This is a genomic window from Mesorhizobium sp. 10J20-29, from assembly GCF_054130485.1.
Genome location: NZ_CP199156.1, coordinates 2,392,603 through 2,406,765, shown reverse-complemented (window position 1 = coordinate 2,406,765; position 14,163 = coordinate 2,392,603). Strand labels below are relative to the sequence as shown.

The 14,163-nt window shown below is 58.7% G+C and carries 12 protein-coding genes, 1 tRNA gene and 1 pseudogene; 11 read left to right on the top strand and 3 right to left on the bottom strand.

Annotation, left to right across the window (positions count from 1 at the left end):
• The first annotated feature begins 18 nt into the window (after nt 1–18).
• Entirely contained in the window at nt 19–1,509 is a 1,491-nt protein-coding gene (locus ACT2BZ_RS11565) for an ATP-binding protein (protein ID WP_457941118.1), read from the top strand.
• Between the two features lie 180 nt (nt 1,510–1,689).
• Nucleotides 1,690–1,766, top strand: a tRNA-Arg gene (locus ACT2BZ_RS11560).
• Nucleotides 1,767–2,166: 400 nt separating this feature from the next.
• Here ACT2BZ_RS11560 and ACT2BZ_RS11555 read toward each other — a convergent pair.
• Nucleotides 2,167–3,201, bottom strand: coding sequence for a LysR family transcriptional regulator (locus ACT2BZ_RS11555; RefSeq protein ID WP_457941117.1), 1,035 nt, complete (start codon nt 3,199–3,201; stop codon nt 2,167–2,169).
• 73 nt (nt 3,202–3,274) lie between these two features.
• Here ACT2BZ_RS11555 and ACT2BZ_RS11550 point away from each other — a divergent pair, with 73 nt between their 5' ends.
• Entirely contained in the window at nt 3,275–4,078 is an 804-nt protein-coding gene (locus ACT2BZ_RS11550; protein ID WP_457941116.1) for a GNAT family N-acetyltransferase, read from the top strand.
• A gap of 21 nt (nt 4,079–4,099) precedes the next feature.
• Nucleotides 4,100–4,558, top strand: coding sequence for a GFA family protein (locus ACT2BZ_RS11545; protein ID WP_457941115.1), 459 nt, complete (start codon nt 4,100–4,102; stop codon nt 4,556–4,558).
• A 560-nt stretch (nt 4,559–5,118) separates the two neighbouring features.
• On the opposite strand, the gene ACT2BZ_RS11540 is transcribed toward ACT2BZ_RS11545, so the two are convergent.
• A complete protein-coding gene (locus tag ACT2BZ_RS11540; RefSeq protein WP_457941114.1) occupies nt 5,119–6,642 on the bottom strand; it encodes a fucose isomerase in 1,524 nt (507 codons plus the stop codon).
• A 534-nt stretch (nt 6,643–7,176) separates the two neighbouring features.
• Here ACT2BZ_RS11540 and ACT2BZ_RS11535 point away from each other — a divergent pair.
• A complete protein-coding gene (locus tag ACT2BZ_RS11535; protein WP_457941113.1) occupies nt 7,177–7,629 on the top strand; it encodes a hypothetical protein in 453 nt (150 codons plus the stop codon).
• Between the two features lie 441 nt (nt 7,630–8,070).
• On the opposite strand, the gene ACT2BZ_RS11530 is transcribed toward ACT2BZ_RS11535, so the two are convergent.
• A complete protein-coding gene (locus ACT2BZ_RS11530; RefSeq protein ID WP_457941112.1) occupies nt 8,071–8,850 on the bottom strand; it encodes an IclR family transcriptional regulator in 780 nt (259 codons plus the stop codon).
• Nucleotides 8,851–8,996: 146 nt separating this feature from the next.
• Here ACT2BZ_RS11530 and ACT2BZ_RS11525 point away from each other — a divergent pair, with 146 nt between their 5' ends.
• From ACT2BZ_RS11525 to ACT2BZ_RS11500, 6 genes and pseudogenes are all read left to right on the top strand, one after another.
• Complete coding sequence (locus ACT2BZ_RS11525; RefSeq protein WP_457941111.1) at nt 8,997–9,758, top strand: ABC transporter ATP-binding protein; 762 nt, start codon at nt 8,997–8,999, stop codon at nt 9,756–9,758.
• Nucleotides 9,751–10,503 carry an ABC transporter ATP-binding protein gene (locus ACT2BZ_RS11520; protein ID WP_457941110.1) on the top strand — a complete coding sequence of 251 codons (753 nt, stop codon included), beginning with the start codon at nt 9,751–9,753 and terminating at the stop codon, nt 10,501–10,503. Before ACT2BZ_RS11525 ends, ACT2BZ_RS11520 begins: the two co-directional genes overlap by 8 nt.
• Nucleotides 10,504–10,545: 42 nt before the next feature.
• Nucleotides 10,546–11,748, top strand: a complete 1,203-nt coding sequence (locus tag ACT2BZ_RS11515) for an ABC transporter substrate-binding protein (protein WP_457941109.1) — start codon at nt 10,546–10,548, stop codon at nt 11,746–11,748.
• Between the two features lie 67 nt (nt 11,749–11,815).
• The gene (locus ACT2BZ_RS11510) at nt 11,816–12,703 is read left to right on the top strand and encodes a branched-chain amino acid ABC transporter permease (RefSeq protein ID WP_457941108.1); all 888 of its coding nucleotides are present in this window, start codon (nt 11,816–11,818) and stop codon (nt 12,701–12,703) included.
• A 53-nt stretch (nt 12,704–12,756) separates the two neighbouring features.
• Nucleotides 12,757–13,680, top strand: coding sequence for a branched-chain amino acid ABC transporter permease (locus tag ACT2BZ_RS11505; RefSeq protein ID WP_457941280.1), 924 nt, complete (start codon nt 12,757–12,759; stop codon nt 13,678–13,680).
• A 237-nt stretch (nt 13,681–13,917) separates the two neighbouring features.
• Nucleotides 13,918–14,084, top strand: a pseudogene (locus ACT2BZ_RS11500) (ATP-binding protein); the annotation flags it as partial.
• Nucleotides 14,085–14,163: the final 79 nt, after the last annotated feature.

Here is a 14,163-nt window from a genome sequence, read left to right as displayed (position 1 = left end):
CGGGAACGCAATCCTGGCATGAGCGATGTAGAGATCAGTCCGGGCGACCAGCGACCGCCACGGGGCGCGTCACGCAGCGTGCCGCTGGCGCGCGGTCTGTCGACCAAGCTGCTGCTTCTGACCGTGCTTTTCGTGATGATCGCGGAAGTGCTGATCTTCCTGCCGTCGATCGCCAATTTCCGCCTGCGCTGGCTGGAGGAACGCCTCGGCGCCGCGGCCGCGGTTTCGACCGTGTTGCTGCAGGAAAGCCCCGAGAGCCTGTCGCGGACGGTGCAGAACGACGTGCTGATGGCAATCGGCGCCAAGGCGATCGCGGTGCGCGACGGCGGCGTCTCGCGCCTGCTGGTGATCGCCGAGATGCCGCCCGAGGTCGACGAGCATGTCGACATCGCCAGGACCGGGCCGGTCGCGGCGATGCGGGGCGCGCTGGAGACGGTGTTTTTCGGCGGCAACCGCATGCTGCGCGTGTTCGGGCGCGTGGGCGAAAGCCGGACCGAATTCGAGCTCATCCTGCCGGACTTCCGCCTGCGCGAGGCGATGCTGGTCTACTCCCGCAATGTCGCAATGCTGTCGCTGCTGATCTCGCTGATCACCGCCGCGCTGGTCTATACGGCCATCGACCGCATCATGATCCGTCCTATCCGGGCGATGACCAGCTCGATGCTGGCCTTCTCCCGGGCGCCGGACGATCCGGGACGCGTCATCTTGCCCGAAGACCGCTCCGACGAGATCGGCGTCGCCGAGCGCGAACTGGCCGACATGCAGCAGCAATTGCAGAAGACGCTTGGCGAACAGAAGCACCTGGCCGACCTCGGCCTTGCGGTGTCGAAGATCAATCACGACATGCGCAACATTCTGGCTTCGGCCCAGCTGCTCAGCGACCGCCTCCGCGACGTGCGCGACCCCACGGTGCAGGCCTTCGCCCCAAAACTCCTGCGCGCGCTCGACCGCGCCGTCGCCTATTCGGAGGGCGTGCTCGCCTATGGCCGCACCCAGGAGGCACCGCCATCGCGGCGCCGGCTCAGGCTGCACCAGCTTGTCGATGAAGTGCAGGGCCTGCTCGGCATCGAGGACAGCGGGGTCGAGTTCGTCAACGCCGTTGACCCGCAATTCGAGGTCGATGCCGATTCCGAGCAGCTCTACCGGGTGCTGACCAATCTTTCGCGCAACGCCGTGCAGGCGATGGCAGGCGACGGGAGCGGCGGCGTCGTGCGCCGGCTGACCATATCGGCTGAGCGCAGCGGCAGCGTCAGCCGCATCCTGGTCGCCGACACGGGGCCCGGCCTGCCGCAGAAGGCGCGCGAGAACCTGTTCACGGCGTTTCGCGGCTCGGCGCGCAGCGGCGGCACCGGTCTTGGCCTTGCCATCGCACAGGAGCTGGTGCGCGCACATGGCGGCACGCTGGAGCTCGTCGAGAGCGTGGGCGGGAGAACCGTCTTTGCCGTCACCATTCCCGACCAGCCGGTTAGCCTCGAGGAAGCCCGCAGCGGCCTGCGGCGGCCCGCCTGAGACAGCCCCTGCTGATCGCAGGACCCCGCAACCTGCAGCGACAAGACGGCTGCGAAAGGGTCGGCAAAAGAATTCGGTCTTGCCGCTTGCTTTTCATGATCGCCATCGCTAGTTAGCACGTCACGATTGCGGCCGGCCTCAAAGACCGGTCCGTGCGGCTGTCCAAGGACGGCCCACTGCGCGCCCGTAGCTCAGCTGGATAGAGCACCAGACTACGAATCTGGGGGTCAGAGGTTCGAATCCTTTCGGGCGCGCCATTTAACCTCTTGATATTACACGATATGACCTAGCCCTCTGGGTAGCGTTCGGGTGCCCCTTCAAGGCTTATACCAAATTCATACCACCCCCCAAGATACCGAGCGATCGGGAGCCGGCAAGCCGTTCGATTAAAGCGATGCGAGGCGCAAGGTCGCGGGAATCGTCCTTGATCAAACGCTCTGGACTTTAGCTATGGGGCGTATGAAGTCCGCGCAGCCCATATCGTTGCATGGCAGTAGGAGGTGAACGTCTGCTTCGGGGCGACGGACGCCGCTATCCGAATGACCAGAATGGGCCGGATCCGGACGGTCAGCTTCTGCTTGCGAGATGCGGAAAGCAGACCAGTTTAGGCGCTCTGGCATACCGGGGAGGGATTTCGCGTCATATTGTTTTCCACCCCTAGAAGCTGGCAGTTCTTCGATTCAGCGGCTTAGCCTGGCCCAACAATATCGGGCGGTGCTTGACGATCTCCTTGGACATGAACGTAAAGAAGGCTTGGACTTTCGGGTGCTTATGAAGGTCCGGATGCGTGAGAATCCAGAAGCCAGTGGTAAGTTCCGGCTGAGGTCCGATGACACGGACAAGCCGCGGATCGGCATCGCCGATCTGGCAGGGCAAAAGCGCAAGTCCAAATCCCGATTGCGCTGCGAAAGAGATACCCAAGACGCTGTTGCTTCGGCTGGCAATTTCGCAATTGGGCGCAACTTGGCGTAACCAGCGGGCGGGCGTAATGTTCTCGAGCGTGCCTTCGAAGCCAATCAGCTTGTGGCCGTTCAGATCCTCTGACGTCTCCGGACGACCCGCCCGATCTAGATATCCATTGCTCCCATATACGGCCCAAGATTGATCCGAGAGCTTCTTGCCTACTAGCGAACTGTTGCCGGGCGGCCCTGCGCGCAGCGCAATCTCCGCCTGGCCGTCGCTGAGGTCATTATAGCGGTCCTCGATGATCAGAACCACGTTGATGCCAGGAAACGCCTCGTGGAACGAGGCCAGCAACTGAGGTACCAGACCGATAGCCATTCCCTCCGCAGTTGTCACGCGCAGCGTACCGGTGTAGCCACCGTCAAGTGCAGAAGCCCGCCGTGCGAGCGCCTGAACGGCTGCCTCAACTGCATTGGCTTCCGGTAGCAGCGCCTCTCCTTCTAATGTTAGCCCGTACCCGTCGCGCCTCCTGTTAAAGAGTCGGAGGGCCAATCCTTCCTCCAGCGCCTGTATGCGGCGAACCACGGTTGACTGGTTGACGGCAAGCTGTCGGGCGGCAGCAGCCGTGGTCCCGGTTCGCGCCACGGCTAGGAAGTACCTAAGATCGTTCCAGTCAAGCATCCTGATACTATGCATTTTTGCCGACCCAACCGCCAGAAACGATGATGGCGAGACGATGCGCCGTTCGATATTTCGCAGGTCCTGATCGACATGGAAAAGACATTCCAAGTTCCAACGGGATCTTCTTGCGATGCAGATAAGAACAGCAACACCAGCCGATGCCGAGAGGTGTGGTCGGATAATGTTCGAGGCCTTCAACGACATTGCATCGAGACATGGCTTTCCAGCCGATTTCCCAACGCCCGACGCCGCGACGGACTTAGCTAGGATTCTAATCGCCGATCCAGCGGTCTACAGCCTTGTCGCGGAGGTCGACGGAAAGGTGTCGGCATCCAATTTTCTCTCTGAGGCTGACGCAATTAAGGCGGTCGGTCCGATCACGGTCGATCCCGCGATGCAGGGACGCGGCATCGGTCGCAAGCTGATGCAGACGGTATGCGACAAGGCAGATGGCTCGGCCGGAATCCGCCTCCTGCAGGACGGCTTCAACATGGGTTCGCTGGCGCTTTACGCCTCGCTCGGCTTCGAAGTGCGAGAACCAGTCGTAGTGATGACAGGAATGCCTTTCGGTACAACGTCTAAGGTCTTGACCGTGAGGCCAATGGTCGACGGCGATGTAGAAGCTTGCGACGAACTCTGTAAGCGGATTCTTGGGGTGTCACGCCGGCGTGAGATCGAGAACGCAGTCCGTTCGCTCTCGCCGCTGGTTGCCGAACGCTCGTCGAAGATTGTCGGGTACATGACGGCACCCTCACTTTGGCTCGCCAACCATGGCGTGGCACACTCTGCGAGCGATATGCACGCGATGATACTCGGCGCGGCCGCCGTCAATCCGAGCGTCTCGTTCCTGCTACCGACGAGGCAGACCGCGTCATTCAGGTGGTGCCTGGACCAGGGAATGCAGGTTGCGAAGCCGATGACAATCATGGCGAAGGGGCATTACCGTCTCCCCACCCGGCCATACATGCCCTCGGTGTTCTATTGATCTGGAAAGAGGAGAATGCGCATGAATGGTCCGTTCGAATGCCAGGAAACAATCGATGCAAGGAGCTACACTGGACGCTGTTTCTGCGGCGAGGTTGAGATCGTTGCGAAGGGCGCCCCCCTGCAGATGGGCTACTGCCATTGTGGGTCGTGTCGCACCTATTCCGGCGCGCCCCTGACAGCGTTCATCCTCTGGCAAAAAGCAGATGTCAGGGTCACGATGGGTGCGGAATACATTGGCAGCTTCAACAAGACGGGAACGAGCGAGCGGCAGTTCTGCACACGATGTGGCGGGCATTTAATGACGGGACATCCTAGTCACGATCTCACGGATGTTCATGCGGCGGTATTTCCCGATATGCCGTTTCAGCCGTCGGTACATCTAAATTATGCAGAAACGGTCTTACCCTTCAAAGACGGTCTGCCGAAGTTCAGGGATTTTCCAGCGGGTTTTGGTTCCGGTGTGACGGTGCCTCAATAGGCTTGTGCGACCCACGAACTGTGTGCACTTGGGTGCTCGCCGAAAAAGCTAGAAATGAAGACCGTCGGTATGAGTGCGGTTGCGACCATAATGTCGAAGGTACTCATGACGCGGTCGTAATGGTCCTCATTTTAGAATGGCGAGCTTAGGCGCGCAGGCAAGCTCTAATTTGATGCCTGCACGCCACTCAGCGGGGCCGAAGCCTGGACCGCAGGGTCAGGCCACGCGTTTGGCGATGCCACTCACGATGCGATCTCGGCATTCCTACGCGTTGGCGAGTCCACCGTGGGGGAATGCCCGTGCCGGCGGCGTGGGCATTCTGGACGAAGGATTTCAACCTCGAACTTTCAGATGATAGTTCTCTCGACATTCCTATGCGGCCTGCTTAGCTCCGGCATCATTGATCACAGCGACGTGCCCACGGTTTAGGTCCGATCCTAGCGCCGCTCGGCTGGGAACGTGGTTGCGCAGCGTCGTGCCTAGGTTCACCAACACCTCACACGCTCGCAATCGACGTTCCAGCTAAGCGAACGCCAATCCATGATCGGTTAGGATCTTCATCAGGACTTGGGGCGACGGACAATCCCTGCGAGGTGCACGGTCAGTCCCAATTCCTGCGCGAGGGCGGCCCGGCAGAGTGCGGCTTCTCGCGCGATCGCTTCGCTGTCGGCATAAGTAACATTGAGATGGTTGGCCTTGTGGCGCGCCATCATTTTGTCCCGGTCTATGCCGTCGAGCTGGGCATGCATGATCGGCCATTGCGGCGTGGTGGCCTCCAGCCTGCGGTGGGTTTCCTTCTCCGACAACTCAATCGCGTGACCCGTTCCGATATCCATCTGCAGAGCGTTGCCTGCGACAAAAATCCGAGACCAGACGATCGGCCCGGGCCGGGCGACCCCGGCGAGAGTCGATCCGCCAAGCCGGAAATACATTGCCGGTTGCCGATAGCCCCGTGAGCCGGCGTAGCCGCCGCTGTGATGCGCGGCAGGCGCTGCGCCCGAGATCTCGAATACCCAGACAAATCCGGCGTTGCCGTCGCGGTCTTCGTCACCCCATCGCAGGTCGTGCAGCGTCGTCTCGACTGGTTGACCCAGTGCAGCCTGAACCCTGTTGGTCAGCAGCGCATCGAGGCCGGCGCATTCATCCACTTCGTTGAAATGGGGCAGTGGTTCGCCAGGGCGGATTTCCGTTCCGTCGGCCCGCAGGACCGGGGGGCGGTCGGAATTATTCAACAGCCCTTCGACCAAATCCGAGGCGGGGAGCAGGTCCTTCAGGCCCTGCTGGTACTGGATGCCGATCGCGTCGCAGCCGAATTCGTCCGCCATGCGCAACGCGGCGACATAGAGACGGCCCTGCCAGATCACCTGTTCCCGTGTCAGTTCGGTCGCGTCGTCCTCGCCGAAATCGAACGTCATGCCGCGCGCCTCGAGCCAGTCGAGGACTGCGCGTCCTTCCGCTTCGGGCACCTGCGTGGTGGCATAGTAGAGTGCCGACTGCGACAGGCGCTCCTTGAACACGCCTGTCGGGTGCAGCAGGTGATCAGGGATGATGGCGTTGAACATGCCCATGCAGCCTTCGTCGAACACCCCCATGATCAACTTGGCATGGCGGATTTCCGCCGCCAGCCTGCGGGCTGTCACGCGGGTTTTCTCGGGCACGACGAAGTCGGACTGGATATGGTCTATCAGATGATCGACCTTCCAGTCGGACAGCCAGACGCGCAGTCCATCCTGGAAAAGCGCATCGGTAAAATCCTCGCTCCAGAGCGTCGAGTAGTCGACGCCGGCCTTGGTGAGCGAGCCGTTCAGGTTGAGCATTCCCACGAGGCCAGGCCATTGCCCGGACCAGTTCGCGACCGTCAGGATCGGCCCTTTGTGGTGGATGAGGCCAGGCAGCACATGATGGGAATACTGCCAGGCCGACTGCGCGACGACGACCGGCGCATCCGGCGGCAGATCGCGGAACGTATCGAGCCCCATGCGTTGCGACGAAAGGAAGCCGTGCCCGCGTTCGGGGTCGTAGTGATGTGCCCGGACAATCTCCGCGCCAAGCTTCGCCATAGCGCCCGTCAGCGCCTTCTCCATGGCCTCCTGCGCCGGCCAGCAGACGCGATTCGCACTCTCGCGCAGATCACCGCTCGCCAACAGATATATGCGGTTCATCCGCGCCCTCTCTAACGATTCAATCGTGCGTCAACCATTTCTCACCGACCTCAACCTGAAACGGGGTCATCGTCTAGTTCGATTTGTGGGTAACCTTCGAATAAATCGAATCTGCGGAAATTCGGCATCTCGCGGAACCGATGAAGTATCCCGAAAAGGCATGTCTGCGAGTACTTTGATCGACGCTTAGGCTTCTCTGACGGAGTGCCCGCTTTTGGCGCAGGGCAAAGTTTGTATGAATGTCTGGTTTAGGCGCATAGCGGACCGGCAACTTGTGGGCCGTATCCAGACGGTTCGCTTTTGTGGGCTGACGAATGGTTGGCTGCCATTTAGACGCGAAAAGCAGAACACTAGATCTTCGACCCCCAGTCAGGTCATTACGACCGATTGTGCGATCCCTTTCTTTTGGAACGGACGTCTGGCGAAGTAATTTCCCTGTGAAAACAGGAGACCGATATGGAACGAACTTCGCAACATGACGAGCTATCCGTGTTCTTGGGGAAATGGACTGCGCGAGGCACCTCTTTCGGCGGCACAGATCAATCTGGCGCCGATCCGAAGACAGATGGGCAGCAATGGTTGAGCACTCATGAGGCCTACTGGCACACGGGCAAATTCTTCCTGCTTCAAGATGAGCGCGCGGATATTTCAGGCAGTCGCTTTGATACCTTGTTCGTCATTGGTGTAACCGAACAGGGCGAATTTGTTGCCCGCATATTCGAGAACCATGGCTTCTACCGAGAATATGCAGTCGAGCATCAAGGTGACGTTTGGACCTTTTCAGGCGTCGGGGAGAGAGCAACCTACAAGTTCGACGCCGACAACAGGCGACAGAATGTAGTCTGGGAGTGGAAGCGTGGCGGCGTTTGGCTTCCACTGTGCGATCGCGTTGCCGTTAAGGTCGACTAGGGGCAGCACGCGTGGCGCTGGTAACCGTTGACCAACGGCGCCGGAGCCCAAGGCCTCGCTGCGGCAGCTTGAGTGACGTTGCAACGGTTTGGCTACGTCGGCCGCTCACAGGCGCGATCCAACCGAAACACTCGAAGAGGATCAATTGTGATGTCGAATGATAACGCGATTGCACTAGGAAATCCCTACGTCATAACCCGATGGTTCAGGAGCTGGCTGCACTGGGTTTTGGAGACAGAGAGACAGCGGAGCATGGTCTGTGACCTGCAAACGCTACCCGACTAACTCTTGCGGGACATCGGCTTGGATCGCAGCGAAATCCGGAGCGCAGTGCGCCGAGGGCGGTTCAACTGAGCATGCCGCTGTCGCTTCCATCCTCCTATTTTAACTCCCAAGCCGGCCTCAAGAGACAGAGCACGGCAGTGAGTGGCAACTCGGGCCTTACCTAGCGTCAACCAGCGGCTGCGGTCTGTCACGTGCGAGCAGACTGTGAATTTGTTTGGCCGCGATGCGAAGGAGTTCGGCCAGTTGGGTGCGGCGGGCGTGCATACGGTAGATCGGACCGGCAAGCGCGAGGCCGAAATGTCTGTCGCCATACCGGATCGGCACCGCAATTCCCATGACGTCGGGCGTGAACTCGGCATTGTCCTCGCACCAGCCGCGTGCGATCGAGGCATCAATCACCGCATTAAGTTCTTCGTCGTCCGTGACCGTTCCGCTTTGGTGTTGGACATAGGTCAACGACGCTAGGATACGCAGACGCTCCTCCCTCGGGTATCCGCTCAGAATCGCCTTCCCGCTCGATGTAGTGTAGATTGGTCGCTTGTCTCCCACCTTGGCGAAATACCTTATCAACGCCGTCGATTCGACAACATCGATGTAGACGATCTCGTTCCGGCTATGAGGGTCACGCGAGGCTATCAGTACCGTCTCTCCGGTGCTTGTGGCGAGCGCTTCCAACTGGCCGTGGATCAGTTGGAGAAACGGATCCCCCTCCATGAAATCCTTACACAGATCGAAGAGGCGCCGGGTCGGGTAATAGCTGGAGCGGGCATTGATCTCGTATATCAGGCCTCGCGTGAGCAGCGTATCGATGAGGTTGAATGCGCTTGACTTGGGCATGCCGATTGCTCGCGAAATTTGTGTAAGCGTCATCGGCGTCTTTTGCTGTGCAAAGACCTCGATGAGATCGAGCGCGTTGTCGAGTTGTCTGATGCGCACCCTTCCCTCCTCCGTTCCGGCCTCTCTACTTTTCACATATATGAACTCTCGTGCGTGACAATGGAAATCTTTTGACTCGCCCAGCCGTGACCGGTAGCGTTCGAAGATCAGAGGCATCAATGGTGGGAGGAGGAGCCCAACTTGAGATGGCGAGCACACCAGATGTCATCCTATCCGCTACAGGTTTGACGAAAGAGTTTGGGGGTTTCTTCGCCGTCGATGGTGTTGATCTCTCGATCCGACGCGGCACGATTCACGCGCTAATCGGCCCGAACGGTGCTGGAAAGACCACCTGCTTCAACCTTTTGACCAAGTTCCTGCAGCCTACGCGCGGTATCATTCGCTACAATGGCCGAGACATCACAGGGCGGCGTCCTGCCGAAATCGCCCGGCTTGGCCTCGTACGCTCTTTCCAGATTTCAGCGGTGTTCCCGCACCTATCGGCGCTCGAAAATGTGCGCATTGCGCTGCAGCGACGGCGCGGTGACAGCTTCGATTTCTGGCGGTCAGAAAAGATCCTTTCGGAATACGATGCGCAAGCAACGGCCCTGCTTTCCGAAGTGGGATTGGGGGAATTTGCTGATTCTCGTGCCAGCGACCTATCATACGGACGCAAGCGTGCGCTTGAAATTGCGACAACACTGGCTATCGACCCGGAGATGCTGTTACTCGATGAGCCTATGGCCGGAATGGCGCAGGCTGACGTCGACAACATCTCGGCCTTGATAAGGCGGATCTCGGCAAACCGAACCATTCTCATGGTTGAGCATAATCTCTCGGTAGTTGCCTCGCTTTCGGATCACATCACTGTACTTGCCCGGGGGCAGGTGCTTGCGGAAGGCAACTACGCTGAAGTCTCCGCCGACCCGGGTGTCGTCGAAGCATACATCGGATCCGGCCATGAATGAGATTGCATCGGATATCGATAGGCAGTCCGGGACTTCTGCACGCAGTACGTTGTTGTCGGTGCGCGACTTACAGGCATGGTATGGCGAGAGCCACGTTTTGCATGGCGTAGATATTGACGTCACCGAGGGCGAGGTCGTCACACTTCTTGGTCGGAACGGTGCCGGCAAGACGACTACGCTCAAGGCAATCATGGGCATCATCGCCAAACGGACCGGATCCGTAACCTTCGCCGGCACCGAGATAATCGGCTCACAGCCACGTCACATCGCGCGGTTAGGGATCGCGATTTGTCCTGAGGAGCGCGGAATATTTTCTTCGCTCAGCGTTGAAGAAAACCTGATGCTGCCACCTCGCATCGCCGAGGGCGGCCTTACCGTAGAACGAATCTATGATCTGTTTCCGAACCTGAGTGAACGGCGCAACACCAGTCAGGGTACGAAGTTGTCTGGCGGCGAACAGCAGATGCTTGCGATCGCACGAATCTTGCGCACCGGCGCCAAAACGTTGCTGCTGGATGAACCCACTGAGGGGCTGGCGCCCGTGATTGTCCAGCAGATCGGCCGGACCATCGGCGCGCTTAAGCAAATCGGATTCACGATCCTGTTGGTTGAACAAAACTTTCGATTCGCGGCATCAGTTGCCGACAGGCACTACGTCGTGGACCAAGGCAAGGTTGTCGACATGATCCCGAATGATCAACTCGATGAAAACACCGACAAGCTGCATGCCTATCTTGGCGTCTGAATCAATACACCGGCGTATCCGCGTCTTAATCAGGAGGAAGAAATGATACGGAAGCTCACTATCGGAACCGCAGTACTGGCCACTCTGGCCGCAGCACCCGCGCTGGCCAAGGACATCAACGTAAAGCTTGGTGTTCTCAACGACCGCTCGGGTGTCTACGCTGACCTTTCGGGAGAAGGATCGGTTGTCGCAGCACGTATGGCTGTTGAGGACTTCAAGGCGGCCGATAAGGGGTTGAATGTCGAAATAGTATCGGCCGATCACCAGAACAAGCCGGATGTTGGCTCCAACATTGCACGGCAATGGTATGACGTAGAAGGCGTGAACGCCATCCTCGACGTGCCGACATCCTCTGTTGCCCTGGCCGTTGCAGACATCACAAACGAGAAGAACGGGGTACTCATCGATTCCGGCGCCGGATCGACGGCACTAACTCGCGAACAGTGTCGAGCAACCACTATTCACTGGACCTACGATACTGCGGCTCTGGCTACCGGCACCGGAACCGCGATGACCAACGCGGGTGGCAAAAAGTGGTTCTTCCTCACAGCAGATTACGCGTTCGGTCACTCTCTGGAAGAGAACACGAGCAAGGTCGTGACGGACAATGGCGGCGAAGTGGTTGGACAGGTCAACGTGCCCTTTCCGGCGACCGACTTTTCTTCCTTCCTCCTGCAGGCACAAGGCAGCGGAGCTGACGTCATCGGGCTGGCGAATGCTGGTGGCGATACAGTCAACGCCATTAAACAGGCGTCTGAGTTCGGCATCACGCAGGCAGGCCAGAAACTAGCGGCGCTTCTCTTCTTCGTGACCGACGTGCACGCACTCGGTGCAAAAACCGCCCAAGGCCTGTCGCTGACTGAAGCCTTCTATTGGGATCAAAATGACGATACCCGAGCATGGTCGAAGCGGTTTATGGAAGTTCACGGAGCACAGCCGACAATGGTGCAGGCTGGAGTTTACTCAGGAACCTTGGCCTACCTGGCCGCTGTCGAGGCAGTTGGGGATGCGTCCGACGGCAAGGCTGTCGCCGCCAAGATGAAGGAGATGGAGTTCGACGATCCGCTCTTCGGCAAGGTCACCGTGCGTGGTGACGGGAGAGCAATTCACGACATGTATCTATTCGAAGTCAAGTCGCCGGACCAGTCGACGGGTGAATGGGATCTCTACAACCAGATCTCTTCCATCAGCGGCGAAGAAGCATTCTTGCCAATGCTTGACGAGTGCGACTTCACCAAGAAGTGACACTCCTTGCGTCCGTCCGGGTTCGGACGGACGCAAGACTTACAAACCGCGCGACAGGGCTGCATCCATGTTCGAGTTACTGGGGATATCGCCGCAGGTCCTGATGGGCCAACTCCTGCTCGGCCTAATTAACGGGTCGTTCTATGCGGTCCTATCGTTGGGACTGGCCGTGATATTCGGCCTGCTCAACATCATCAATTTCGCTCATGGTGCGCTCTATATGGCAGGGGCTTTTGTCGCCTGGATGCTGCTGAACTACGTCGGTATCGGCTACTGGCCCGCTCTGATCACGGCACCCTTGATCGTGGGGGCTTTCGGCATCGTTTTGGAACGCACCATGCTGTCGCGGCTCTATCACCTCGATCACTTGTATGGGCTACTGCTCACTTTCGGTCTTGCCCTGATCATTCAGGGTCTGTTCCGCAACTACTATGGAATTTCCGGACTGCCTTACCGGATCCCCGATTTGCTATCGGGCGGTCAGAACTTGGGCTTCATGTTCTTGCCGAACTACCGCGCTTGGGTCGTCGTTGCGTCCGTTCTGGTATGCTTTGGTACGTGGTTCATGATCGAAAAGACTCGGCTCGGTGCCTATTTGCGTGCGGCGACGGAGAACCCTGTTCTGGTCGGAGCGTTTGGCGTCAACGTGCCGGTGATGATCACCCTTACCTACGGCTTCGGCGTGGCACTTGCCGGATTTGCCGGCGTTCTGGCGGCACCGATCTATTCGGTGAATCCCAATATGGGTGCCGATCTGATTATCGTTGTATTCGCGGTAGTGGTGATCGGGGGCATGGGCTCAATCGTGGGCGCGATCGTGACGGGCTACATGCTCGGAATAATCGAGGGCTTGACTAGGGTATTCTATCCTGAGGGATCCGCTGTCGTGATTTTCGTCATTATGGCAATTGTTCTGATGATCAAACCCGAAGGTTTGTTTGGGAGGCCAAGCTGATGGCAGTGGCAGGCCGCGCGATCGAGAGCGCAACCTCCAGGGAGACTGGCGGCATGCCGCGCCTCCATAAGGTGATTTTCGTAGCTCTGCTGGTCGGACTGCTAGTGCTACCGTTCCTAGTTTATCCAGTATTTGCCATGAAGGTTATGTGCTTTGCCCTGTTCGCAGCAGCCTTTAACCTTCTCCTTGGTTTCGGCGGGCTGCTGTCATTTGGCCACGCGGCTTACTTCGGTGGCGCGAGCTATATCGCCGCCCATGCTGCAAAAGTTTGGGGACTCACCCCGGAATTGGCTGTCCTTTGCGGCGCAGCCGCGGCGGGCTTACTGGGATTCATCATCGGGTCGTTAGCGATCCGGAGACAGGGCATCTATTTTGCCATGGTCACGCTAGCCTTTGCGCAGATGGTGTACTTCGTCGCCCTTCAGTCGGACTTCACCGGCGGCGAGGACGGGATTCAGAGCGTACCACGCGGCGATCTATTTGGTCTGATCCCGCTCGGCGACAACATTGCTCTATATTTTTTCGTTCTAGCTATCACTTTCGGAGGCGTGCTGCTGCTCTACCGAATCGTGCATTCGCCCTTCGGACAAGTACTCAAGGCTATCCGCGAGAATGAACCGCGCGCCATCTCGCTGGGTTATGACGTGAACCGATACAAGCTCATCGTATTTACCTTGTCTGCTACGATGGCAGGCCTGGCCGGGGCCACGAAAAGTCAGGTCTTCCAGCTGGCATCGTTAACCGATGTGCACTGGTCAATGTCGGGAGAGGTCGTCTTGATGACTCTCTTAGGCGGCATGGGAACGATCTTCGGTCCGTTGGTCGGTGCTTGCATTATTGTGACGATGCAGAACTACCTCGCAACTTTCGGCGCTTGGGTGACGGTTATTCAGGGTGTGATATTCGTTCTTGGAGTGCTGCTTTTCCGTGAAGGGATCGTGGGTGTCTTGTCGAGGTGGCTCAAAAAGGCGTTGTGAGCGCCACGACGCCGGCGCTACGGTCAGCGCGGCACTTCAAATGGGTGCGCCACTGTTCCTTCGAGAGGCAGCCCTGGCACTGGCCTCACGTACGAGGTCCGAATAGTTCGAATCGCTGGCGAAAGGAATGCGGCTTGGTGGGGTTGAAAGTACACCTTTGTGCAGCCATTTCGGTCGTCACAACATTGCGACCGGAACCGCGGGGCAACGAAAAGCAAGAAATGCAAAACCAAAAGCTTCAGTGCGGACGTCTCCCGCCTTCTCCACATGATGGTCCACTCTGTCTAATCGGACCGGGATGTCTCCTTCGCGAAGTGATCGCCAGCGCGGCAGACGCTTGCGAGAAGCTTCGCTACGAGGCCATCACTCCGCCCGAGCTATTCGGCCTCCAAGCCGCGCTTCGTAACTCCAGGTAATGCGTGGACGAGACTAGCTGTCTTGGTCCGATGAGGGATGCGCGGCAGTTGCAGGTCTCATTTGTCC

Bases quoted from the DNA above. Each gene is read 5' to 3' on its own strand.
- ACT2BZ_RS11565 (WP_457941118.1), top strand. From the start codon at position 19: ATGAGCGATGTAGAGATCAGTCCGGGCGACCAGCGACCGCCACGGGGC.
- ACT2BZ_RS11550 (WP_457941116.1), top strand. From the start codon at position 3,275: ATGTTCGAGGCCTTCAACGACATTGCATCGAGACATGGCTTTCCAGCC.
- ACT2BZ_RS11545 (WP_457941115.1), top strand. From the start codon at position 4,100: ATGAATGGTCCGTTCGAATGCCAGGAAACAATCGATGCAAGGAGCTAC.
- ACT2BZ_RS11540 (WP_457941114.1), bottom strand. From the start codon at position 6,642: ATGGAGAAGGCGCTGACGGGCGCTATGGCGAAGCTTGGCGCGGAGATT.
- ACT2BZ_RS11535 (WP_457941113.1), top strand. From the start codon at position 7,177: ATGGAACGAACTTCGCAACATGACGAGCTATCCGTGTTCTTGGGGAAA.
- ACT2BZ_RS11525 (WP_457941111.1), top strand. From the start codon at position 8,997: ATGGCGAGCACACCAGATGTCATCCTATCCGCTACAGGTTTGACGAAA.
- ACT2BZ_RS11520 (WP_457941110.1), top strand. From the start codon at position 9,751: ATGAATGAGATTGCATCGGATATCGATAGGCAGTCCGGGACTTCTGCA.
- ACT2BZ_RS11515 (WP_457941109.1), top strand. From the start codon at position 10,546: ATGATACGGAAGCTCACTATCGGAACCGCAGTACTGGCCACTCTGGCC.
- ACT2BZ_RS11510 (WP_457941108.1), top strand. From the start codon at position 11,816: ATGTTCGAGTTACTGGGGATATCGCCGCAGGTCCTGATGGGCCAACTC.
- ACT2BZ_RS11505 (WP_457941280.1), top strand. From the start codon at position 12,757: ATGCCGCGCCTCCATAAGGTGATTTTCGTAGCTCTGCTGGTCGGACTG.